Genomic DNA, 20,701 nt, shown 5'->3' with positions numbered 1-20,701 from the left:
GTTCACGCGGTTGGGAAAGGTTGGCGTGCCGTCGACTCTCCGGCGGCAGGCTGGCGTCCGACAAGACGGCGCCCGGCTGGGTGTTCCCCAGACGGGCGCCTGTTGGCGTTTCTAGCGCGTCTTGTTGTGCATGACGTGCTTGGTGCGGGAGTAGTCGTCCAGGGCGTAGGCGGAGAGGTCGCGTCCGTAGCCGGAGCTCTTGAAACCGGCCCAGGGCATTTCGTTGGCGAGGACCAGGTGGGAGTTGACCCACACGGTTCCGGCGTCCAGGCGGGATGCGACGTCGTGGCCGCGCTGCGGGTTGAGGGTCCAGGCGGAAGCGGCCAATCCATACGGAACGGCGTTGGCGCGGGTGATGGCTTCTTCTTCCGTGGAGAAGGTTTCAACGGTGATCACGGGACCGAAAATTTCCTCCAGGGTGCAGGCGGAGCCTTCGGGGACGTTGGCCAGGACGGTGGGCACTACGAAGTAGCCGGGGCCTTCCATGGCGCCGCCGCCGAGGGCAGCTTCCGCGCCGTCGGCCTTGGCCCGCTCGAGGTGTGCCAGGACGCGGTCGTAGTGTGCCTTGGAGATCAGGGGGCCGATCTCCACGTCGTCGCCGGCGGTGGGTTCGCCGACTACCAGGGTCTGCACTTGGTCGACCAGCAACCCGGTGAACTTCTCGGCGACGGATTCGTGGACCAGCACGCGGCAGCCGGCACCGCATTCCTGGCCGGAGTTCCAGTAGCCTGCTGCGCGGAGGGATTCGGCCGCGGCGGCCAGGTCAGCGTCTTCGAAGATGACCACTGGTGCTTTGCCACCGAGTTCGAGGTGGACGCGCTTGACGGTTTCGGCGGCGTTGCGGGCCACGGCCTTGCCGCTGTTCACCGAGCCGGTGAGCGCGATCATGTCCACGTTGGGGTGTTCGGACAAGCGGCCGCCCACCTCTGGGCCAAGGCCGGTGACGACATTGAAGACACCGGCGGGAAGGAGGTCGGCGGTGAGTTCGGCGAACTTGAGGGTGGTCAGCGGGGTTTGTTCGGAGGGCTTGAGGACGATCGTGTTGCCCGCGGCCAGGATGGGTGCGATCTTCCAGGCAGCCATCAACAAGGGGTAGTTCCACGGGGTAACGACGCCCACCACGCCCAGTGGTTCGCGGACGATCACGGAGAGGTGGTCTTCGGCGTATTCGCCGGCGGCGAGCGAGGTGGTGGCGCGGGCGGCGCCTGCCATGAAGCGGAAGGAATCGATGGAACCGGCAATGTCGTCTTCGGCGACCATGAGGGGCTTGCCGGTGTTCCAGGCCTCCAACCTTGCGAGGAGGTCCGCGTTTTCGGCGAGCCGGTCCGCGATGGCGTGCAGGATTTCCGAACGCTGCTTGGGAAGGGTGCGTCCCCAGCTTGCCTTGGCTTCCAGGGCTGCTGAGACTGCGGCGTCGACGTCGGCTGCGGTGCCTTGGCTGACTTGGCAGATGGTTTCTTCGCTGCACGGATCGACGACGGCCTGCGTATCGGTGCCGAGTCCATCGCGGAACGCTCCGGCGATGAAGTGCGTGGTGGGCGGCAGCACGCCGGCTTCCGTAATGGCACCGGTGCCGCGTCGCACGGTTGCCTGGTTGGTGGTGACGTCAATGGTCATGACTGATGGTCCTTAGGTTGTGGTGGTCAGGTGATCGGTGCGGGGGTGAGGGACACGACGGCGGCGGGCGCCGCCGTCGTGCGTTTTAGCCGGCCGGTGCCGGTGCCGGTTGCAGCTGGTTCACGAGTGTTTGGATGCGGTTCACGGAGGCAGCATCCAGGTCGGCGGTGGGGCGCCGGGGGGAGCCGATGGGCTCGCCGAGGATCTCCAGGGCGGCCTTGACGGCCGGGACGAAGGGCGAGGACAGGATGGCGTCGATCAGCGGGTAGATCCGGTCCCATTCGGCCTTGGCCGTGGCGAAGTCACCGGCGGCGACTGCCCGCTGGACGGCCACGATTTCCCGCGGCAGGATGTTGGCCGTGCCAGCCATGACGGCCGGAGCACCTTCGGTGAGCGCGGAGAGAATCAGCGCGTCCCAGCCCACAATCGTGGAGATGTAGTCACTGTGGTGGTGGATGAGCTGGGTAGCCTGGCCCATGTCACCGCTGGAGTCCTTGATGTAGCGGATGTTCTCCACCTCGCGGGCCAGCTTGCCCACGGTGGCGGGATCCAGGTTCACCCCGGTGGCCGAGGGGTAGTTGTAGAGCATCACCGGCAGTTCCACGGCCTCTGCCACGGCGCGGAAATAGTGGGTCGTCTCGCCCAGGGAAAGTGGATCGTAGTACGGAGCCACCACCATCAGCACATCGGCGCCGCACTCCTGGGCATGGCGGGAGTTGCTGATGGCCTCGGCCGTGCTGGTGGCACCCGTCTGGGCAACCACCGGCACCCGACCTGCTGTGTGCTGGGTGACTGTTTCAACAACGAGCCTGCGTTCCCCGGCACTGAGGGAGGCGAACTCGCCGGTGGAACCACAAGCCACCACACCATCAACACCACCGTCGATGGAACGGTCCACCAGCCGGCGGAGCGCCGGAACATCAACGGCACCATCGGGCGTGAACGGAGTAGCGAGCGCGGTGAGTACACCTGTGAGCTGTGTAGCCATGGGTTGGTCCTGTCTGCTGGAAAAAAAATCACTACCGTGCATTGGGGAGGCAATATTCATCAAGTGAACACTTTGTTCATTATTGACGGTTCCCGGACGTCGGCACAAGGCTTTACCCGTCCCGAGACAAGGGTTAAACGACCGGGAAACACAGGCGAAACAAACGTCGCAGGAAGGCCGCGACGCACCGATTTCCGGCAGGTCGCGGCCTTGGCCCGACTAGTTGAACCAGCTGTCGGCCGCCTTCTTGTTGTCCGCGTTCTCCAGCCACTTCTTGGCGCCCTCAGTGGGACTGGAGGCCTCGCTGACGTTGAGCATCAGGTCCGAGAACTGCTGCTCGGTGATCTTGAAATTGCCCAGCCACTTGGCCACATCGGCATGCTTCGAGGCGAAGTCCTTGGAAAGCACCACGTAGGATCCGTCCGGCTTGGGCCAGCCCTCGAGGTTGTCTTCGAGGACCTTGATGTCCATCGAGGAGAACGCCCAGTGCGGGGTCCACAGAGTGGCAACGATCGGCTTGTTCTTCGCCGTGGCATCCTTCAGCGCTGCCAGGGTTGCAGGAGTACTGCCGGCAACGATGCTGAGCTTGTCCGTGGCTCCGTACTTTTTCAGCACATCCGGGAGGATCTTCATTTCGCCGGAGCCGGCCTCGATGCCCACGATCTTGGAGTCGTACTTTGCCGCGTTGGCCACAACGTCGGCGATGGTGTTTTCCGGAACCGACTTGGGAGCGACCAGGACCAGGCGGTCGTTGTCGAAGAAGGGCTTGTCCAGGATGTTCAGCTGGTCCTTGTACTTGTCCACCATGGTTCCGTGCGTGGTGGGCAGCCAGGCGTTGAGGTAGCCGTCCAGGTCTCCGCGGGCGATGCCGGAGAATCCTGCGGCCAGGTCCACGCTCTTGGTTTCGAGCTTGTAGCCGCGCTCAGACAGGAGTTCCGTCCAGAGACCGGTGACGGCCACGGAGTCGTCATACCCTGCAGGCAGTGCGACGGTGATGGTCTTGGTGTCAGTCCCGCCGCCTTGCGACGAGGCGGTACTGACTCCCGAGCAGGCGCTGACGCCGGTAGCGAGCAGTGCGACGGCCGCGAAGGCCCCGATTTTCTTGAACACGTGTAATCTCCGTTGATTCTTGTAGTGGATTAGACGGCTACCGCGGGAGCGGGCGTCTTTGCTGCTGCGAGTTGTTCTTTGCGGACCTTGCGGCTGCGGAGGACCTCGCCGAAGGAGGTGGATCCGCTGGTGACGCGGTCCAGATAGATGGCGAGGATGACGACGGCGAGTCCACCTTCGAAGCCACGGGCGGTATCGAGTTGGGCGACGCCTTCGACGACGACTCCGCCGAGCCCGCCGGCGCCGACCAGGCCTGCGACAACCACCATGGACAAGGCCAGCATGATGACCTGGTTGACGCCGGCCATGATGGACGGGAAGGCCAGGGGCAGCTGGACGTCCTTGAGGATGAGGCCCTTCTTGGCGCCGAAGGCGGTGGCTGCTTCGAGGAGTTCAAGGTCGAGCTTCCGGATGCCGAGTTCGGTCAAGCGGACGGCCGGAGGGATGGCGAAGACGATCGTTGCGGCGATGCCGGGGACCATGCCCACGCCGAAGAAGAACACGGCGGGGATGAGGTAGACGAACACAGGCATGGCCTGCATGAGGTCAAGGACAGGCCGGACCACTTTGCTCACGGTTCCGTTGAGCGCAGCCCAGATCCCCAAGGGGATACCGATGGCCAGGGAGAAGACCACCGAGACCAACACCACCGCGAGGGTGGACATGCTCTGGACCCAAAGGCCCATGCCGACGATGAGCAGGAAGGCCAGGATGGTGTAGACGGTCAGGCCGAGGCTGCGCGTCAGCCCAGCCGCGGCCGCTGCCAGGACGGCGATGATGAGGAAGGGATGGAGCCCGACGAGGACGTTCTCCACGTTTCCCACCAAGAACTGGACTACCGCCGAGACTCCGTCGAAGAACCAGCCCACGTTGGCCAACAGCCAGTCGATGACGGCCGCGAAACCTGTTCCGATATTAAGCTGCATGGCTGGTCCCCTTGCTGGGTGAGAGAGCTGAGAAAACGTCTTCGGCGGTGATCTTGCCAAGGACGGAACCGTCCTGGTCCACCACTTCCAGGGGTTCTGCGCCGGTGGCGAGGGTGGGGAGGAGTTCGTGCAGGACCGTGTCCCCGGTGACGCGGACGGTCGCGTGGGACTGCAGGCCACCTGCGCCCGGGCGCCGGGCAATCATGGCTGCGGTCAGGACGCGGCTGCGGTCCACTTCGGCGACGAACTCTTCAATGTACGGATCGGCCGGGGCTTCGAGGAGGTCCAGGGCGGTGCCGCGTTGGATGTTCTTCCCTTGCTTCATGACCATGATCTGGTCGCCCAGGTACATGGCCTCGTTGAGGTCATGGGTGACGAAGATGATGGTCTTCTTGAAGTTGCTCTGCAGCTTGATCAGCAGTTCCTGCATGTCCTTGCGGATCAATGGGTCAAGGGCGCTGAAGGGTTCGTCCATCAGGAGGATCTCGGCGTCGGTGGCCAGCGCCCGGGCCAGGCCGACGCGCTGCTTCATGCCGCCGGAGAGCTGGTCCGGCATGGCGTGGATCCGGTCACCGAGTCCAACAATGGCCAGCGCTTCGGCCGCCTTGGCTTCGCGGGCCTCTTTGTCCACGCCGCGGACCTTAAGGCCGAAGGCCACGTTGTCCACCAAGGACTTGTGCGGGAAGAGTCCGAAGTGCTGGAAGACCATGTTGATGGTCCGGTTCCGGTAATCGCGCAGCCCGGCCGGTTCCAGCGAGCGGACGGCTTTGCCGTCCACCGTGATGGTTCCGGCGGTGGCGTCGATCAGCCGGTTGACCATGCGGATGATGGTGGACTTCCCGGAGCCGGAAAGGCCCATGATCACGAAGATCTCGCCGCGCTTGACGTCGAAGGAGACGTCGTCGACGGCGGTGAAACCCACCGTTGCGGACTTCGCCGGCAAGAGTCCGAGCATGCGCCGGGACTTCCTGGGCTGGAAGACCTTGGTGAGGTTTTCGACTCGAATGAAGGATTGTTCAGGATCCATGGGTTCCTCGTGGAGAAGGGATGCGAATGGCGATGCGTGCATGGTGGTCATGCAGTCCTCCGGGACTGTTGGTTCGAGGCCCTCCACCGCTTCACGGCATCGACGGTGATATCGCGGAGCGAACGGATGGTGGTGGAGTGCGTTCATTCAGTGAACAGTTTGATTGTTCAGTGATCAAAAGCATAGGGTGACGTTGATCACTCGTCAATACCCTCAGTCTGAATTGTTTAGACCGCCAGCGAACTGCGGCACATAGACCCCAGCCCCGGACGCTCGCTCGCAACGGCGTCCGGGGCTGGCATAGGCTCGACAATTCACGCGCACCGGCGATTCCCGCCGTAAAGCATGCGTCAGGCAGGAACGGAGGCCTCCTCAAGGACGGCACGCGCTGCCGTGGAGATCAGTGAGAAGTCCGAGGCAATGGGCATGAAGCTGTAACCCCAACTGATAGGCGCCTCGGAGAGGGCGGGCGAGCCGGTGTAGATGCCGGCGGATACACCGGCATCCGCGCAGCGCTTGGCAATGTCGCGAAGCACGCCGTCCGGATCGCCCGCCAGGAATGAATCGAAATCGACACCCAGGCTGAGCGAGAGGTCGTAGGGGCCCACGAAGATCGCATCCGGCCCCGCAGCCAGGATGGAGTCAAGGTTTTCGTAACCCGCGCGGGTTTCCACCATGAGGATGGCCAAAGGATCGTCAGCGAGGACGCCCGGCGTCGCCTTTGCATAACGCGGCGCGCGCCGCACGGGCCCATAGCTGCGGCTGCCGCGCGGTGAGAAGCGGCAGGCCCTGACCAGCAGTTCCGCCGTTTCGCCGTCCTCGACCGTAGGGAAAATGAGGCCCTGGGCGCCGGCGTCGATCACCCTCCCGGCGCCACCCAACTCATGACCCTGCACGCGCACCATGGCGGGGACGCCAAAGACGTTGGCCGCGTCGATGAGGCCCAGCATGTCCGGGAAATCGGGATGGCCATGCTGGCCGTCGATGCACACCCAGTCCGGACCTTCGGCCGCAATGAGCTCCAAGGAGGCCGGATGCGGGACATCGACCCACACGCCGCGACGGCCGCGTCCGGCGAGGTCGAGGGTAGGTGCCGTCAGCGGACTGGGCCTGCTGGTTTCACCTGGAATCTTCATGCTGGTTTTCCTTTCGCGGAAGCCGCTTTATTACCGGCGGGGACTTGACGATGTGTCCCGGGCCACTTTACCTTGGTGTTCAACAGATAAATAGTCTGTTCACCTAGTGAGCAAACAGCAAGGATTGACCATGGCAAAGCAAATGAAGGTGTTTGCCTTCGATTTCAACGGACCGGCCCATCTTTCGGCCGGCCTGTGGCGGCACCCCAACGACGGCGGCGCCCAATACACGGACATCAACCGGTGGGTTGAGTACGCACAGCTTCTGGAGAAGGCCGGCTTCGACGGCATGTTCTTCGCCGACAACAACGGCTACCACGACAAGTACCGCGGCAACGTGGACGGTGCCCTGCGCGATGCGGCGCAGATCCCCGCCAACGACCCCGCCTACCTGATCCCGGCAATGGCTGCCGGAACCAAGCACCTGGGCTTCGGCATCACGTCCTCCACCGCCTATGACCACCCGTACGCGCTGGCCCGCAAGTTCTCCACCCTGGACCACGTCACGCGCGGCCGCATCGGCTGGAACGTGGTGACCTCCTACTCGGACAGCGCCGCACGCAACCTCGGCACCGGCACCCAGACCGCCCACGATGACCGCTACGAAATCGCTGAGGAATTCATCGACGTCGCCCTCAAGCTGTGGGAAGGTTCCTGGGACGACGACGCCGTGGTCCGCGACAAGGAAGCCCGCACTTACGTGGACCCTGCACGCGTCCACGAAATCGGCCATGAGGGCAAGCACTTCACCGTCCCGGGCATCTTCCTCTGCGAGCCCTCCCCGCAGCGCACCCCGGTGATCTTCCAGGCCGGCGGCTCACCCCGCGGCGTCGCCCTGGCAGCCCAGACCGCCGAGGCCGTGTTCATGAACTCCGCCACCAAGGCAGGCTTGAAGAAGCAGATCGACGCGCTGCGCGCCAACGCTGTGGAATTCGGTCGCGACCCCTCGCACATCGCCGTCCTGCAGATGGTCACCGTCATCAGCGCCCCCACCGATGAAGAGGCACAGGCCAAGTACCAGGATTACCTCCAGTACGTGGATTACGACGGCGCCATGGCCCGCTACAGCGGGTGGACCGGTATGGACATGGCCCAGTTCAACCCGGACCAGCCCTTCGAGGACGTGGAAACCAACGCCGGCCAGACCATGGTGAACTTCTTCACCAAGATCGACCCGCAGAAGCGTTGGACCCCGCGTGACATCGCCGATTACAACGGAATCGGCGGCACCTCCCCCGTGATCGTCGGCGGTCCGGAGACCGTCGCCGCCGAACTGCAGTCCTGGATCGACGAGACAGGCGCGGACGGCTTCAACATCTCCCATGCGGTCAAGTTCCACGACATCGAGGACTTCGTCCGTTACGTCGTACCGGAACTGCAGGCCCGTGGCCTGATGCGTACCTCGTACGACGGCGACACCCTCCGCGAAACGCTGTTCGGCGCTGGTCAGAGCAAGCTTGCCTCGGACCACCCCGGTGCCGCCTACCACCACTCGCTCACCACCCAGGCGAAATAAGGAAGCCCACAATGTCCATCATCGTTACTGCCGAGAATCCCTCGATCGATCCGGCAACCCAGCGCCAGGTCTTCGGCGCACTGCCCACGGGCGTCACGGCCATTACCGGCCTCACCGAAGACGGCACGCCCCGCGGCTTCGTGGTCGGCACGTTCCAGTCCCTGTCCCTCGAGCCACCCCTGGTGACGTTCTGCGTCGACAAGGGCTCAAGCACCTGGCCCACCCTGCGTTCCCTGGGCAAGTTCACCGCGAACATCCTCTCCACCGAACAGCTCCCCGTGTGCCGCGCACTCTCGCGGAAGGGTGACGAGAAGTTCAACGGCGTGGACTACGAGACCAGCCCGCTCGGAACCCCCCGCATCGCCGGTGCCACGGCCTGGGTGGACTGTGAAGTCTTGTCCGAGGTTGTTGCCGGTGACCACTACATGATCGTGGGTTCCATCGAAGAACTCGTCCCGGGCGAAGGCGAAGCGCTCCTCTTCAAGGGCGGCAAGTTCGGCGACTTCAACCAATGGCCGGCGCCTGCTCCGGCCGCAGCAACCCCAGCGCCCGCAACTGCCGGAAAGGCCGAGTAGCCATGACCACCATGCTTGAAAAGATCACCGAGGCCTGGACCAAGGCCTGGGGCGAGGGCGACACCACCGCCTTCGAACGCCTGGTTGCCCCCGAGTACGAGCGCACCTCCAAGACCGGCGCCGAGGGCCTGGCCCAGGTCGTCCAGCAGATCGAAGAATCCCACCGCGCGTTCGGCGATTTCCACGTCACCGTCCTGCGGGCCATCGAAGACCACAACCTCGTGGCCATCCACTGGGAAACCGAAGGCAAGCACACGGGCGAGTTCATGGGAGTCCCTCCCACCGGCCGGACGGTCACCGTTCAGGGAGCCTCCTTCATCAGCCACCACGACGGCCTGATCACCAACGAAGCAGTGGTCTGGGATCCCCGCGAAATGCTGTCCTCCATGAGTATCTGGCACCTCGGTGACCAGCGTTCCACCCGCAGAAAGTCTGAAACCAATGCCCATTAACATCGCAGAGACCGCCACGCGCATCCTTGAGGCCAAGGCCAATCGCTCCCCCGTGGAGGTCCTGGTCCGGCCCGAGGACGAGCCGACGGTTGCCGACGCGTTCCGCGTCCAGCAGGAAGTCATCCGCCGCCAGGTCGAAGCCGGGGACAAGGTTGCAGGCTTCAAGCTCGGCAACATCGCCAAGGCCATGCAGACCAAGTTCGGCGTGGACGAGCCGGACTACGGATACCTCCTGTCCAGCCAGTTCTACCCGGAGAACCTCCCCCGCTCGCAGAAGGAATTCATCGAGCCCTACATCGAGCTGGAACCGGCCTTCGTGTTCAAGCACGATGTTGGCGGCGTCCACGTCACCGTGGCAGACATCATCGCCGCTACCGACTTTGTGGTTCCGGCCCTGGAAATCATCGATTCCCGCGTACGCGACTGGAAAATCGGCATCTTCGACACCCTGGCCGACAGCGGCTCGGCAGCCGGCGTCATCCTCGGCGTCCAGCCCCGCACGCTGAGCGAAGTGAACCTCTCCGACACCCACGGCGTGATCACCTTCGACGGCGAAGTAGTGGCAGAAGGCAACACCAACGCCATCTACGGCAGCCCGGTCTCCGCACTGGTCTGGCTGTGCAAGCGGATCGCCGAGTACGACATCACGCTCAAGGCCGGCCAGCTCATCCTTCCCGGAAGCTGCCTCGCGGCCGCAAAGATGATCCCCGGTACCCGGATCACCGGACGCTTTAAAGGCTGGGGAGAAGTCAGCTTCGACTACACCGCCGGTTAGGGTTGAGTAGACCTCTACTCGAAAGGCTTGACCGACGTGAGCAGCAGCCCGGAAACACCCCAGCAGGGATACGCCTCTAACCGCTCAGTGACCCGGGCCATCCGGATCCTGCGGGCGTTGGCGGCATCGGAGACCCCCATGACGGTCACCGATGTTGCCAAGAAGATCGGACTGGCGCGGGCCACTACTTTCCGCCTCCTCATGACGCTGGAGGATGAAGGCATGGTGGACCGCCAGGACACGCTGTATTCCCTGGGGTGGGACCTGGGTCGCCTGGCCCAAACCGTGGATCCCGCGTCCGGCGTGGTGCCCCGCATCAAGGACATCCTGGACGAATTCGCCGATGAATCAGGCGAGACGGTCACGTTCAGCCTGCGGCGCGGACTGTACGAACTCGATCTGGTTCTGCAGTCCTCTCCCCGGCTCCTGGGCGTCACCATGTCCGACATGCACGGTATGCAGTGGCCGCACCACGCGTCGGCCACGGGCAAGGTGCTCCTCGCAGAACTCACTCCCGATCAGCTGCGGATGGCCTTGGGCGACAAGCTGGTGGCCCTGACCTCGCGCACCATCACGGACCGCAATGTCTTGGCCAAGGAACTGAAGACGGTCCACGAGCGTGGCTGGGCCAGCACGGTTCAGGAACTCGAAGACGGCATCATCGCCTTCGGCGCTCCCGTGCGGGATTCTGTCGGAACGCTGCTGGGTGCGTTGTCCGTCGTCGGGCCCATCCACCGCATGGAAAGCAAGGAAAAGCAGGCAGAGCTCGCAGCCCGCCTGGTTGCTGTTGCCGAAAAGGTGCAGCAGCGCATGAGCCCAACCACCCAGGAATAGCTGTCGCGTTTCCTGACGGGTGGCTCATGCACAAGAGAACCACCCCCGAAGGGAACAACTGACATGACCACCACCCACATCGACACGCAGGAAACCTCGGCCGCCGTCGCGGAAGAGACGCTTGCCGCAGCCGCTGCCGCACACGCCGTGTGGTCGGCCACCGCACCGACCGACCGCGCCGCTGTCCTGGACCGGGTAGCCGACGCGCTCGAGGACGCGGTGGAAACCCTGGTTCCTGCCGCAATCGAGGAAACCAACCTGACCGAGCCGCGGCTCCGCGGCGAACTCAAGCGCACCGCCTTCCAGCTGCGCCTCTTTGGCACCGTCCTGCGCGACGGTGGCTTCCTCGACGCCCGGGTCGACCACGCCGACCCCGCCTGGCCGATGGGTGCGCCCCGCCCGGACCTGCGCCGCTCCCTCCGCCCGATCGGCCCCGTGGTGGTCTACTCCGCCAGCAACTTCCCGTTCGCGTTCTCCGTGGCCGGCGGCGACACCGCCTCCGCGCTCGCGGCGGGCAACGCCGTCGTCGTTAAAGGACATGAAGCGCATGCGCGCCTGTCCCGCCTCACCGAGGCCGTTGTCCGCGACGCCCTCGCCGCTGCCGGCGCTGATCCGAACCTCCTCACGGTGGTCTTCGGCCGTGCGGCCGGAACCATCGTCCTGAAGGACAGCCGCATCAAAGCCGCGGGTTTCACCGGATCCATTCCCGGTGGCCGTGCGCTCATGGACATCGCCACCTCCCGCCCTGATCCCATTCCCTTCTTCGGCGAACTGGGCAGCAACAACCCCGTCTTCGTCACCCAGGCTGCCGCCCGCGGGCGCGGCACGGACATCGCCGCCGGCTTCATCGAGTCGTTCACCATGGGTTCCGGCCAGTTCTGCACCAAGCCGGGCATGCTCTTCGTACCCCGGGGGTCGGGCATGGTGGAGGAGCTGGCCAAGGCGACACTGCCGGCGGTCCACGCCATGCTGAGCCCGCGCATCCACGCAAGCTTCAGCGAAGTCCTTGGCACGCTGGCCGGCATCGCAGGCGTGGAAACGCTGAACACGTCCGAGGCCGCCGACGGTTCGCCGGCTCCCGTGCTGCTCGCCACGTCCATTGAGCGCCTGCTCGCCAATCCGGCGGCGTTGGAAGAGGAATGCTTCGGCCCTGCCGCTTTCGTGGTGGAGTACGACGACGAAGCGCAGCTTGTGGAGGCAGCGCGGACTTTCGAGGGACAACTGACCGCGACGCTGCAGGCGGAGGAAGACTGCCAGGTCCGTGACCTGATCGCCGTGCTCGTCGAGAAGGCAGGCCGGGTCCTGTGGAACCAGTGGCCCACCGGTGTTTCCGTCACCTACGCACAGCAGCACGGTGGTCCGTACCCGGCCACCACTGTCCCTGGCTCAACCTCCGTAGGGACCGCCGCCATCACCCGGTTCCTCCGCCCGGTGGCGTACCAGAACTTCCCCCAGCACCTGCTGCCCCTTGAGCTGCAGGAAGCGAACCCCATCTCCGCGCCGCGCTTGGTGGACGGCGTCCGCACGGCTTAGGTCCGCGGGCTCCCCCATTCACCCAGAAAGAAAGACAAAGATGTCCGAAAAACGGGAAACCCCTCTCCCCTTAAGAAAAACCAACCGCAGGCTGCGGACTGAAGACTGCATCGTCGTCGACAAGCGCGAGCTGCGCAAAGCCCAGCTCGGCGCAGGCGTGGGCAACTTCATCGAGTGGTATGACATTGGGATCTACGGATACCTGGCCATCACCATGACGAGTGTCTTCACCGAAGGCATGGACCAGCGCACCGGCTTGCTGGTGACGCTCCTGGGCTTCGCAGTGTCCTTCATTGTCCGCCCGCTGGGTGGCATGATCCTGGGCCCGCTGGGCGACAGGATCGGCCGCCGCAAGGTGCTGTTCTTCACCATGGCACTCATGGCCTCGGCCACCTTCCTCATCGGCGTCCTGCCCACCGCGGGCAACGTGGGCCTGTGGGTCATCGTCCCGCTGTACCTGTTGAAGATGCTGCAAGGGTTCTCCACCGGTGGCGAGTACTCAGGTGCCGCAACCTACGTGGCCGAGTTCTCCCCGGACAAGCACCGTGGGTTCTGGACGGCGCTGCTGAACACCGGAGCCCAACTCGGCTTTGCCGCCGGTGCGGCAGTTGTTGCGGCCACCACCATGATCACCACGTCCGTGTGGGGCGAGGAAGCGATGCGCGACGGCGGCTGGCGGATACCGTTCCTCCTGGCCCTGCCGCTCGGCATCGTCGCGATATCCCTCCGCAACCGGATTCCGGAATCACCCAGCTTCGAAGCCGTGCATGAGAAGACCGAGACCGCGGACGTGGACCCGCTCTTCGTCCGGCAGAACCTGGCCAGCATCCTCCGGCTCTACTGGCCGCAGATCCTGATCGGCATCGCCCTGATCGCCGCCGACGGTACGTCCTCCTACACCGTGACCAGCTACATGCCAACGTATTTGGAAACGCAGATCGGCATGGCCGCTGTCCACACGGCCGTGGCGACGGTGATCATCCTGCTCATCCAGGCGCTGATTGTCCCGGTGGTTGCGCGGTGGTCGGACAGGATCGGCAGGAAACCCATCTACACGGTCGCCACAATCGGCAACCTCGTCCTGTTGGTTCCGGCCTTTGCGTTGATGCACATTGGCGAGGTCTGGTCGCTGTACCTGGCGTTGTTCATGGTCTCGCTGCCCAGTGCCTTCTTCCTGGCACTGACCGGTGCTGCGATGTCCGAGTTGTTCCCCACGGCCTCCCGCTACGGCGGAGTGGGCTTCACGCACAACGTGGCCATCTCCCTGTTCGGTGGAACCACTCCCCTGATCAGCCAGATCCTGGTGGAGTTCACGGGCAACTCGTTCGCTCCGGCGTTCTACGTCATGTTCTTCTCGGCGGTGGCGTTGTTTGCGCTGACCAGGATGCGTGAAACCGCGGGACGGCCGCTGCTCGGATCGGTTCCGGTTGTCGCCAGTGCCGAGGAAGCCGACGCTTTGGTCAGGGACCAGGACACCAACAAGCACATTGACACGTCCACCATGCTGCTGGTTCCGGTACCCACCGGTTCGGGAAAGCACAGCGCCCTGTAATTATCCGGCGGCTCATCACCCCCGACCCATCGTCGACGTAAAACCAGATTCGTGCTCCATTTGGGAGCTCGTACTGGCGTCGGCGGTGGGTCGCTCCTTTGTGGGTGACGGATTCCAGGTCGCCCTTCATGCCGGCTCAATCCCCAACCCGAGGGTCGTCTACCACTTCAGGTTCATCGAGCCAGTCCAAGTCATGGTCCGGTGTGTAGCCGGCGGCAATGGCTTCGGCGGTAGCCCGCCATTCGGCGAGCATCACAAAGAGTCGGTCGAAGCTGGAAATTGCTGCGCAAGCACGGGCAACCTCTACAATTTCCGAGGCGAACTGCTCTCGCTGATCGTGGGGCAGGAACCCCAGCCACGGAAATGGCGCGAGCAATCGTTCAGCGAAACTTGCGGGGCCGGGGGCGAGGGACGCCGCAACCAGGTTGGACGCAAATCGCAAAGCATCATGCTCTTGCTCAAGGGTGCTGGACCGGACAAGCGTCAGTGGCGCACCATCGCGTCGGGTAATGGTAACCGGCCCCTCTTCAGCTGCCCGAAAGACCGAGCCTGGATTGCGCGACAAATCGGACGACGTGGCGGAGCGTGAGTGGGCCATAACGGACATGCTTCCATAGTTCTGAATAAGTTCAGAACACGCAACCCCGGCTCATTGACCCAGGTGGCCTGTTGCCGCGAGGACCTTGTCCAGCCAAGTCACGCGGTTGGCAAAGCGTGCCGTCTTGCTGGGCACGGTCCAGCGGAAAGCGTCGTGTTCCCAATCGAGGGTCAGGCGCCGCTGGCCCGTGACGGCCGTGAAGGTGTGCACGAACCAAGGCGCCCCGGCGTCGTCGCTCAGCATCAACACCGGGCCTTCGCGGAGTTCCTGGATGTCGGCAGCGTGCAGCCCCGTCTCTTCGGACAATTCCAGCAGTGCCTGCTCCCCGGGCGAGACTCCCTCATCCACGTACCCCGTGACGCAGTGCCAGCGGCCGCGGTCGTGCGACGGGCCCTGGCTGCGCTTGAGCAGTGCGATCTTGCCGCGCCATTCGATGACGACGGCCACAACGGTGTGGCCTGCAAGATGCATCGAGGGCTGGACGGCCGGCGACTGGACGACCGGCGTGTGGATGGCGGGCGATTCAGCGGTGGTAATGGTCATGGCGGGGTCCCCCTATGAAAGCAGGGCTACCGCGAGCCCGCGGAAAATGTGTGGGCCTGCTCTAGGTACATGCCCTCCCACGGAGAGCACACCACGCGGCCGGTGGGGTTGAATTCGTGGATTCCAGCGTTCTGCTGCGCGGCAGTTGCGCCGAAGTCCCCGCCCACGTTGGCGGAAAGATCAACGTTCAGCATGCGGATTTTCCCTTCTGGTCCAGCTTCGAGTTCGTCCTCGCAGCCCTTGGTCGTTCAAAGTTTCAGACCATTCATTAGTTGGTCATACCGTTCATTGAATGAACGGTATGCAGATAACTATGGCATGAGTCACGCCGTCACGCAAGGCAAAAGCGCACGTGAAAACAAGCAGCCGAAACATGACAAAAGCGGACGACGCCGGGTGCTTCCCGCCGTCGTCCGCTGCCTTGTTGTTTGGGGTGCTGCCGCTAGGAGGCTTCCGCGGTCCGCCGCCTCCGGAGACGGAAACCACGCACGTGCTCGCGGAACGTTTTCGGGCTTCGCCGGCTGACCATGATCACGCAGGCGACCCCGGTCACCAGCACCACGGCACCGCCAGCCGCCACCGCCCAGCGCGCGCCGAATTCAGTGCCGATCCACCCCATGAGCGGCGCGCCGATCGCGGTTCCGCCCTGCAGGATAGCCAGGTACAGCGCGAGGACGCGGCCACGGAACTGCGGTTCAACGGACAACTGGATGGTGGTGTTGCAGCTGTTAAGGAAGGTGATGGAGGCAAGGCCCACCGGGATGAGGACCGCGGCATAGATCCAGAACGACGGCGCGATGCTCGCCACGAGCGTAAAGGCACCGAGGCTCAGGGCCCCGCCCAAGAGGAAGCGCAGCCGCGGGCCGGACCGGCGGGCGGCAAGCAGGGCACCCGCCAGCGTTCCCACCGCCATGATGGAACCCAAGGCGCCGAACTCCTCCGGGCCCATGCCGAACTCTGCCGTGGCCATCAAGGAATTGGTGACCGGGAAGTTCATGCCGAAGGCTCCGAGCATGCCCACCATGGCCATGATGAGCACCAGGTCCGGACGCTGCCGGACGTAGCTCAGGCCGTCAACAAACTGATGCTTGCCACGGGCTACGAGTGCGGTGGGTTCCAATTGTGCGGTCTTGACGCGCAGCAAGGAGATGATGACAGCCACGAAGCTCGCCGCATTCAGGATGAAGACCGGTCCGGTGCCGATCCAGGCGATGAGCACACCGGCGATGGCGGGACCGGTGAGGCGGGCACTGTTGAAGGAGGCGGAGTTGAGGGCCACGGCATTGGACAACTTGTCCGGGCCCACGAGCTCCGACACAAAGGCCTGCCGGGCGGGTGCGTCCATGGCGGCAGCCAAGCCCAGTGCCGCAGCGGCGACATAGACATGCCACAACTGGGCTACTCCGGTGACCACCAGGAGTCCCACGACCAGGCCGCAGACGCCCATGGCCGCTTGGGTCCAGAGCAGGATCACGCGTTTGCGGTAGCGATCAGCCAGCACGCCCGCGTAGGGACCGAAGAGCAGCATGGGAAGAAACTGCAGGGCCGTGGTGATGCCGACGGCTGTTCCGGAATGGTTGGTGAGGATTGTCAGGACAAGCCAGTCCTGGGCCACCCGCTGCATCCATGTTCCGATGTTGGAAACCAGCGCGCCGCCGGCCCACAGCCTGTAGTTGGGACTCTCAAGGGCCCGGAACATGGCGCTCATTTGGCGCTCATTTCCTGCATGATGTGGGCGGCGCGACTGAGGACCAGCCGATCCTGTTCGCTGAGCCCGGCAACACGCCGGGCCAGCCACGCGGTCCGTTGGCTTCGGGCCTCAGCCAGGACTTCCTGCCCGGCCGGGGTGATGCTGATCTGGACCTGGCGCCCATCACCCGGGTGCGCCTGCCGCAAGACAAAGCCCTGCTCCGTCAACGCATTCACGATCCTGGTCATGGACGGCGCTTGGACGTGCTCGCGTTCGGCCAACTCCCGCAACGTCTGGGACGCGGTGTTGAGGTGGGCAAGCACGGTGTACTGGCCGGGCGTGATGACGTCGCCCGTGGCTTCGATACGGAGCCGGCGGGACGTGCGCATCACCGCGGTGCGGAGGTCGATGGCGAGCGCGTCCGGTTGGATGTCCGCTTCGGCGTGGGGTGGACCGGCTGGCGTGATGGCGTCGGCTGGCGTGGCCGTGTTTGCAGCAGTCAAAGGGAGGCGCCTCCTGAGGTTGGCATAATAGTTAGCAGTGCTAATTAGCTCCGCTAACTATTATGCTCGTTTACTCAGGTTGCTGTCCATGGAAGGTGATGAGGGCTACGTCCAGGCCCCCGCGCGCACCGCATCCGCCGTGGCTTCCTCGACCGCGCCAAGCTCCTCCACCACCTTCAGCGCACCACGCACCGCGATGGCGACGCTCATCAAGGTAGGGTTCATCGCCGTTGCCGTCGGAATCAGCGCGTTGCCGCCCACCATCAGGTTCTGGTAGCCCCACACCCGCGACCAGGGATCGGCAACGGAAGTTCCGTCGTCGGCCTCCCCCATCCGCAGCGTGCCTTGGTAGTGCAGGCTTGAGCCGTTAGGCATCAACCGGGGTTCGGCCACGAAGAAGCCCAAGGCCTGGCCGGCCCGGCGCAGCCTCGCCGTGGCATCCTCGATCTCGGCCGTCTCCCGCTCAGTGAGGGCGTAGCTGATGGTCATGTTCGGGAAGCCGCGGTAGTCCAGTTCGTTGTCGTCAAAGGTCACGCCATCCTCGAACCGGGGGTGTTTCCGCATGCCGTAGCCCATGTTGACGTAGCCCCAGCGGTTGCGTGCGAAGGGAGCGTCCTCCGGCATGGGGAACGGCGTGGTTTCGGAGTACATCACCTGGACGGAGAAGGGGTGGTCCGGCTCGGAGAACGGGATGCGGTTCACCGCCGCAACCGGGTCCGCGGGGTTCTGGGCCCGGCGGGCGAGCTCCGCGTCGAGGTCGGCCTCGGTGGCAAACCGCTCCATCTTCTCTGCATCGAGGGCAACGGTGGAGATCACCACGGGATGCTCGGTCAAGTAGCGGCCCAACGCCTTGGGCCGGATACCCGAGGCCCACAGGAGCTGGGGTGAGCGGAAGGCGTCTGCAGCTACCACCACAAGGTCCGCGGAAACGAAGGAGGTGGTTCCCGTGCGGAGGTCCTCCACCGTGACGCCCGTGGTCCGGCTCCCCTCGGTTTCCACCCGGCGGACCAGCGTGAGATCGCGCAGTTCGAAGCGACGGGAGAGCGGTGATGCCTGGTCAATGAGCGGGCCAAGCACCACGTCCGCCCCGGCCCAGCGCATGGAACCGTCCGGCTGCGGATCACCGGCAACGGGCAGGGTTCCCACGCCGTAGCCTTCGGGCAGTTCGTCGCCGAACTCCTCCGACAGCAGGGAACGGATGGCGGCCCCGACTCCGGAGTCGGCGAAGGCAGCGTCCTGGACATGGAGCAGGGACTTCGCCGCAGAAATCAGCGACTCCCATTCGGCGTCCCCGATAAAGGAAACCTTCTCGCTGAAGGCCGGCGACGGCGTGGCGCAGGTCCAGTGCGCGCCCTGGCCGCCCACGTTGGTGGCCGCCGCCGCTGCAGGGAAGGACTCAGCGTGCGCGGAACCCGTGCCGCCGAAGTCGAGCAAATGCGTGCCCTGCCGTGCAGTGAACATTCCCTCGGTGACGGTTCCGGCAGGGATGCCCAGTGACTCGCGGAACGCGCCCGCCTGGGGACCTTGGGACATTTCCCTCGCACGGGCTTTATGGTCGGCGTCCGGGATATTGCGGACGCTTTCACCAGGGCGTTCGGTCAGCTGGGGGCCTGCCTCGAACATGACCACCCGGGCGTCAGGCAGGCCCTCCACCAGCAGGCGGGCGTACGCGGAGCCGATCGGCCCGCTGCCAACGATGGCAATGGTGTGGCTAACAGACATGGCTTTCTCCTTCATGGGAGGTCAGGCCGGAACCGGCTCGGTATTGGGTGAACGGACAGTGTCCGGTTCGTCGGACAGCCGTCCTTGCGGCAGCAGAACGGCGGCAATGATGCCGAGTGCATAGGTGACAGCAAGCGCACAGAAGATCGGGGAGAACACCGAGGCATAGATCGCGGCCACCGATTCCTGGATGGCGGGAGCCGCTTGGTGCACCGATTGGGGCGTCAGCGTTGCGGCGTCCATGCCCGGGGGCAACAGAGCCGCCACGCCGAATCCGATGGTGCCACCGATGACGGCGGTGGCAACGGTGGACCCAATCTGCCGCACCAGGTTGATGGTGGCCGTGATGCTTCCGGTCTGGTTGGCTGGTGCGGCGCTTTGAACCACGGCGACGATCAGGCTCATGAAGGAGCCCGTCCCCAACCCCACCGTGGCCATCACGGCCATGGGCACCCAGAGCGGAACCCCCACCGGGAGCCCGGCCATAACGAAGAGCCCCGCCGAGGCCATGCAGGTCCCGATGATCGGAAAGATCCGGTACTGGCCGGTGCGGCTGGCCAACCATCCCGTCAGCAGGTTGCTGGCCAGCATGCCCAGGACCGTGGCGATGGGAACCAGGCCGGACACGGTGGCACTGACCTCGTAGGCCATCTGAAAGTAGGTGGGCAGGTAGGCGGTGATGGAAAAAAGCCCGACGCCGATAATCGCCGAGAGCGCGGTACCGGCGGCAATGGTGCGGTTGGCGAAGAAACGCAACGGGACGATTGGCTCGGGCACCCTGCGCTCGATGATGAAGAACGCCAGCAGGGCCACACCCGCAACCACCAGGGCTGCCACGGCCTGCACTCCGCCGCTGCGTTCCGCTGCCCACGTCACGCCAAGGACCAGGGACACCAGGCCCAAGGTGAAAGCGGCAGCGCCGGCCACGTCGTAGTGCCGTGGAAGCTGTCCACGCTCAAGTTTCGGCACCGCCACGAGGGCAAGCGCCAGGGCAACAATGCCTACCGGAAGGTTGATCCAGAAGACCCAGGACCAGCCCCAATAGTCGGTGATAGCCCCGCCGAGCACCGGCCCCACCAGGATGGCGATTGGAAAGGCCGCCCCGATGATCGCCATGTACCGGGGGCGTTCCCGGGGCGTGGTGACCCTGGCAATGATGGTTTGCGACATGAGCTGCAGCCCGGCCGAGCTCATGCCTTGGACCACCCGGGAAACGACCAGCCAGGTCATGTCCTGGGCGAATCCGCAGGCGAGGGAGGCTCCCAGGAAAACCAGGAGGGAAGCCAGGAAGACCCTCCGCGGGCCAAGGACATCACCGAGTTTTCCCAGGACGGGAAGCAGGACGGTACTGGCCAGGGTGTAGCCCACCACCACCCAGCTCATGAGCTCCAACGCCCCGAGCTCACCGGCAATGGTAGCCAGCGAGGTGGAGACGACGGTGTGGTCCAGTGCGCCCAGGAAGGACACGGTCAGCAGGGATGCGACCAGGAAGCGTAGTTTCACAGTGGAAAGTGGCATGGTTTTCTGCCCGAACGATCGGGCCGTCGACGCGACGGTTTGTGCCCCGGCTGCATCATCACTGCCGGGAACGGATCCTTGAGGGG

General features: G+C 64.6%; 20 protein-coding genes. 7 read left to right on the top strand and 13 right to left on the bottom strand.

Going from position 1 to position 20,701, the window contains the following annotated elements; all coding sequences use genetic code 11:
• Nucleotides 1-111 precede the first annotated feature (111 nt).
• The 6 genes from ACIPY3_RS19870 to ACIPY3_RS19845 form a co-directional block, all read right to left on the bottom strand.
• The gene (locus ACIPY3_RS19870) at nucleotides 112-1,617 is read right to left on the bottom strand and encodes an aldehyde dehydrogenase family protein (protein WP_400336761.1); all 1,506 of its coding nucleotides are present in this window, start codon (nucleotides 1,615-1,617) and stop codon (nucleotides 112-114) included.
• Nucleotides 1,618-1,702: 85 nt separating this feature from the next.
• Entirely contained in the window at nucleotides 1,703-2,605 is a 903-nt protein-coding gene (gene dapA, locus ACIPY3_RS19865; RefSeq protein WP_400336760.1) for a 4-hydroxy-tetrahydrodipicolinate synthase, read from the bottom strand.
• Nucleotides 2,606-2,824: 219 nt separating this feature from the next.
• A complete protein-coding gene (locus ACIPY3_RS19860) occupies nucleotides 2,825-3,715 on the bottom strand; it encodes a glycine betaine ABC transporter substrate-binding protein (RefSeq protein WP_400336759.1) in 891 nt (296 codons plus the stop codon).
• A 29-nt stretch (nucleotides 3,716-3,744) separates the two neighbouring features.
• Complete coding sequence (locus tag ACIPY3_RS19855; protein WP_400336758.1) at nucleotides 3,745-4,641, bottom strand: ABC transporter permease; 897 nt, start codon at nucleotides 4,639-4,641, stop codon at nucleotides 3,745-3,747.
• Nucleotides 4,631-5,719: a betaine/proline/choline family ABC transporter ATP-binding protein gene (locus ACIPY3_RS19850; protein ID WP_400336757.1), complete on the bottom strand. Its 1,089-nt coding sequence runs from the start codon at nucleotides 5,717-5,719 to the stop codon at nucleotides 4,631-4,633. The genes ACIPY3_RS19855 and ACIPY3_RS19850 overlap by 11 nt, the downstream gene beginning before the upstream one ends.
• Nucleotides 5,720-6,018: 299 nt before the next feature.
• Nucleotides 6,019-6,804, bottom strand: coding sequence for an HpcH/HpaI aldolase/citrate lyase family protein (locus ACIPY3_RS19845; RefSeq protein WP_400336756.1), 786 nt, complete (start codon nucleotides 6,802-6,804; stop codon nucleotides 6,019-6,021).
• Between the two features lie 130 nt (nucleotides 6,805-6,934).
• On the opposite strand from ACIPY3_RS19845, the gene ACIPY3_RS19840 reads away from it, so the two are divergent.
• The 7 genes from ACIPY3_RS19840 to ACIPY3_RS19810 all read left to right on the top strand — a co-directional run bounded on the left by ACIPY3_RS19840 (nucleotide 6,935) and on the right by ACIPY3_RS19810 (nucleotide 14,041).
• A complete protein-coding gene (locus ACIPY3_RS19840; protein ID WP_400336755.1) occupies nucleotides 6,935-8,320 on the top strand; it encodes an LLM class flavin-dependent oxidoreductase in 1,386 nt (461 codons plus the stop codon).
• 11 nt (nucleotides 8,321-8,331) lie between these two features.
• Nucleotides 8,332-8,895: a flavin reductase family protein gene (locus tag ACIPY3_RS19835; RefSeq protein ID WP_400336754.1), complete on the top strand. Its 564-nt coding sequence runs from the start codon at nucleotides 8,332-8,334 to the stop codon at nucleotides 8,893-8,895.
• Between the two features lie 2 nt (nucleotides 8,896-8,897).
• On the top strand, nucleotides 8,898-9,347 hold the full coding sequence (locus ACIPY3_RS19830) for an ester cyclase (protein ID WP_400336753.1): 450 nt from the start codon (nucleotides 8,898-8,900) through the stop codon (nucleotides 9,345-9,347).
• Nucleotides 9,337-10,122: a 2-keto-4-pentenoate hydratase gene (locus ACIPY3_RS19825; protein WP_400336752.1), complete on the top strand. Its 786-nt coding sequence runs from the start codon at nucleotides 9,337-9,339 to the stop codon at nucleotides 10,120-10,122. The genes ACIPY3_RS19830 and ACIPY3_RS19825 overlap by 11 nt, the downstream gene beginning before the upstream one ends.
• A gap of 36 nt (nucleotides 10,123-10,158) precedes the next feature.
• The gene (locus ACIPY3_RS19820) at nucleotides 10,159-10,956 is read left to right on the top strand and encodes an IclR family transcriptional regulator (protein ID WP_400336751.1); all 798 of its coding nucleotides are present in this window, start codon (nucleotides 10,159-10,161) and stop codon (nucleotides 10,954-10,956) included.
• Between the two features lie 63 nt (nucleotides 10,957-11,019).
• On the top strand, nucleotides 11,020-12,489 hold the full coding sequence (locus ACIPY3_RS19815; protein WP_400336750.1) for an aldehyde dehydrogenase (NADP(+)): 1,470 nt from the start codon (nucleotides 11,020-11,022) through the stop codon (nucleotides 12,487-12,489).
• Nucleotides 12,490-12,529: 40 nt separating this feature from the next.
• Complete coding sequence (locus ACIPY3_RS19810; RefSeq protein ID WP_400336749.1) at nucleotides 12,530-14,041, top strand: MFS transporter; 1,512 nt, start codon at nucleotides 12,530-12,532, stop codon at nucleotides 14,039-14,041.
• A gap of 136 nt (nucleotides 14,042-14,177) precedes the next feature.
• Here the strand turns inward: ACIPY3_RS19810 and ACIPY3_RS19805 are convergent, their stop codons facing one another.
• The 7 genes from ACIPY3_RS19805 to ACIPY3_RS19775 all read right to left on the bottom strand — a co-directional run bounded on the left by ACIPY3_RS19805 (nucleotide 14,178) and on the right by ACIPY3_RS19775 (nucleotide 20,615).
• Complete coding sequence (locus ACIPY3_RS19805) at nucleotides 14,178-14,639, bottom strand: type II toxin-antitoxin system Phd/YefM family antitoxin (protein ID WP_400336748.1); 462 nt, start codon at nucleotides 14,637-14,639, stop codon at nucleotides 14,178-14,180.
• A 51-nt stretch (nucleotides 14,640-14,690) separates the two neighbouring features.
• Nucleotides 14,691-15,182, bottom strand: coding sequence for an NUDIX domain-containing protein (locus tag ACIPY3_RS19800; protein WP_400336747.1), 492 nt, complete (start codon nucleotides 15,180-15,182; stop codon nucleotides 14,691-14,693).
• A 26-nt stretch (nucleotides 15,183-15,208) separates the two neighbouring features.
• Nucleotides 15,209-15,376, bottom strand: a complete 168-nt coding sequence (locus ACIPY3_RS19795; protein ID WP_397326146.1) for a hypothetical protein — start codon at nucleotides 15,374-15,376, stop codon at nucleotides 15,209-15,211.
• 248 nt (nucleotides 15,377-15,624) lie between these two features.
• A complete protein-coding gene (locus tag ACIPY3_RS19790) occupies nucleotides 15,625-16,890 on the bottom strand; it encodes an MFS transporter (protein WP_400336746.1) in 1,266 nt (421 codons plus the stop codon).
• Nucleotides 16,887-17,375, bottom strand: coding sequence for a MarR family winged helix-turn-helix transcriptional regulator (locus tag ACIPY3_RS19785; RefSeq protein WP_400336745.1), 489 nt, complete (start codon nucleotides 17,373-17,375; stop codon nucleotides 16,887-16,889). The genes ACIPY3_RS19790 and ACIPY3_RS19785 overlap by 4 nt, the downstream gene beginning before the upstream one ends.
• Before the next feature lie 105 nt (nucleotides 17,376-17,480).
• Nucleotides 17,481-19,097: a GMC oxidoreductase gene (locus ACIPY3_RS19780; protein WP_400336744.1), complete on the bottom strand. Its 1,617-nt coding sequence runs from the start codon at nucleotides 19,095-19,097 to the stop codon at nucleotides 17,481-17,483.
• A 21-nt stretch (nucleotides 19,098-19,118) separates the two neighbouring features.
• A complete protein-coding gene (locus tag ACIPY3_RS19775) occupies nucleotides 19,119-20,615 on the bottom strand; it encodes an MDR family MFS transporter (protein ID WP_400336743.1) in 1,497 nt (498 codons plus the stop codon).
• Between the last annotated feature and the right edge of the window lie 86 nt (nucleotides 20,616-20,701).

This window comes from Paenarthrobacter sp. NPDC089714, from assembly GCF_044748905.1.
Lineage (GTDB): Bacteria > Actinomycetota > Actinomycetes > Actinomycetales > Micrococcaceae > Arthrobacter.
The sequence above is the reverse complement of the archived record's forward strand: the minus strand, read 5'-3'. Positions and strand labels throughout refer to the sequence as shown.

Excerpts from the sequence above, each read along its gene's own strand:
- ACIPY3_RS19870 (WP_400336761.1), bottom strand. The coding sequence starts at position 1,617 with ATGACCATTGACGTCACCACCAACCAGGCAACCGTGCGACGCGGCACC.
- dapA (WP_400336760.1), bottom strand. The coding sequence starts at position 2,605 with ATGGCTACACAGCTCACAGGTGTACTCACCGCGCTCGCTACTCCGTTC.
- ACIPY3_RS19855 (WP_400336758.1), bottom strand. The coding sequence starts at position 4,641 with ATGCAGCTTAATATCGGAACAGGTTTCGCGGCCGTCATCGACTGGCTG.
- ACIPY3_RS19850 (WP_400336757.1), bottom strand. The coding sequence starts at position 5,719 with ATGACCACCATGCACGCATCGCCATTCGCATCCCTTCTCCACGAGGAA.
- ACIPY3_RS19845 (WP_400336756.1), bottom strand. The coding sequence starts at position 6,804 with ATGAAGATTCCAGGTGAAACCAGCAGGCCCAGTCCGCTGACGGCACCT.
- ACIPY3_RS19840 (WP_400336755.1), top strand. The coding sequence starts at position 6,935 with ATGGCAAAGCAAATGAAGGTGTTTGCCTTCGATTTCAACGGACCGGCC.
- ACIPY3_RS19835 (WP_400336754.1), top strand. The coding sequence starts at position 8,332 with ATGTCCATCATCGTTACTGCCGAGAATCCCTCGATCGATCCGGCAACC.
- ACIPY3_RS19830 (WP_400336753.1), top strand. The coding sequence starts at position 8,898 with ATGACCACCATGCTTGAAAAGATCACCGAGGCCTGGACCAAGGCCTGG.
- ACIPY3_RS19825 (WP_400336752.1), top strand. The coding sequence starts at position 9,337 with ATGCCCATTAACATCGCAGAGACCGCCACGCGCATCCTTGAGGCCAAG.
- ACIPY3_RS19815 (WP_400336750.1), top strand. The coding sequence starts at position 11,020 with ATGACCACCACCCACATCGACACGCAGGAAACCTCGGCCGCCGTCGCG.
- ACIPY3_RS19810 (WP_400336749.1), top strand. The coding sequence starts at position 12,530 with ATGTCCGAAAAACGGGAAACCCCTCTCCCCTTAAGAAAAACCAACCGC.
- ACIPY3_RS19805 (WP_400336748.1), bottom strand. The coding sequence starts at position 14,639 with ATGGCCCACTCACGCTCCGCCACGTCGTCCGATTTGTCGCGCAATCCA.
- ACIPY3_RS19800 (WP_400336747.1), bottom strand. The coding sequence starts at position 15,182 with ATGACCATTACCACCGCTGAATCGCCCGCCATCCACACGCCGGTCGTC.
- ACIPY3_RS19795 (WP_397326146.1), bottom strand. The coding sequence starts at position 15,376 with ATGCTGAACGTTGATCTTTCCGCCAACGTGGGCGGGGACTTCGGCGCA.
- ACIPY3_RS19790 (WP_400336746.1), bottom strand. The coding sequence starts at position 16,890 with ATGAGCGCCATGTTCCGGGCCCTTGAGAGTCCCAACTACAGGCTGTGG.
- ACIPY3_RS19780 (WP_400336744.1), bottom strand. The coding sequence starts at position 19,097 with ATGTCTGTTAGCCACACCATTGCCATCGTTGGCAGCGGGCCGATCGGC.
- ACIPY3_RS19775 (WP_400336743.1), bottom strand. The coding sequence starts at position 20,615 with ATGCCACTTTCCACTGTGAAACTACGCTTCCTGGTCGCATCCCTGCTG.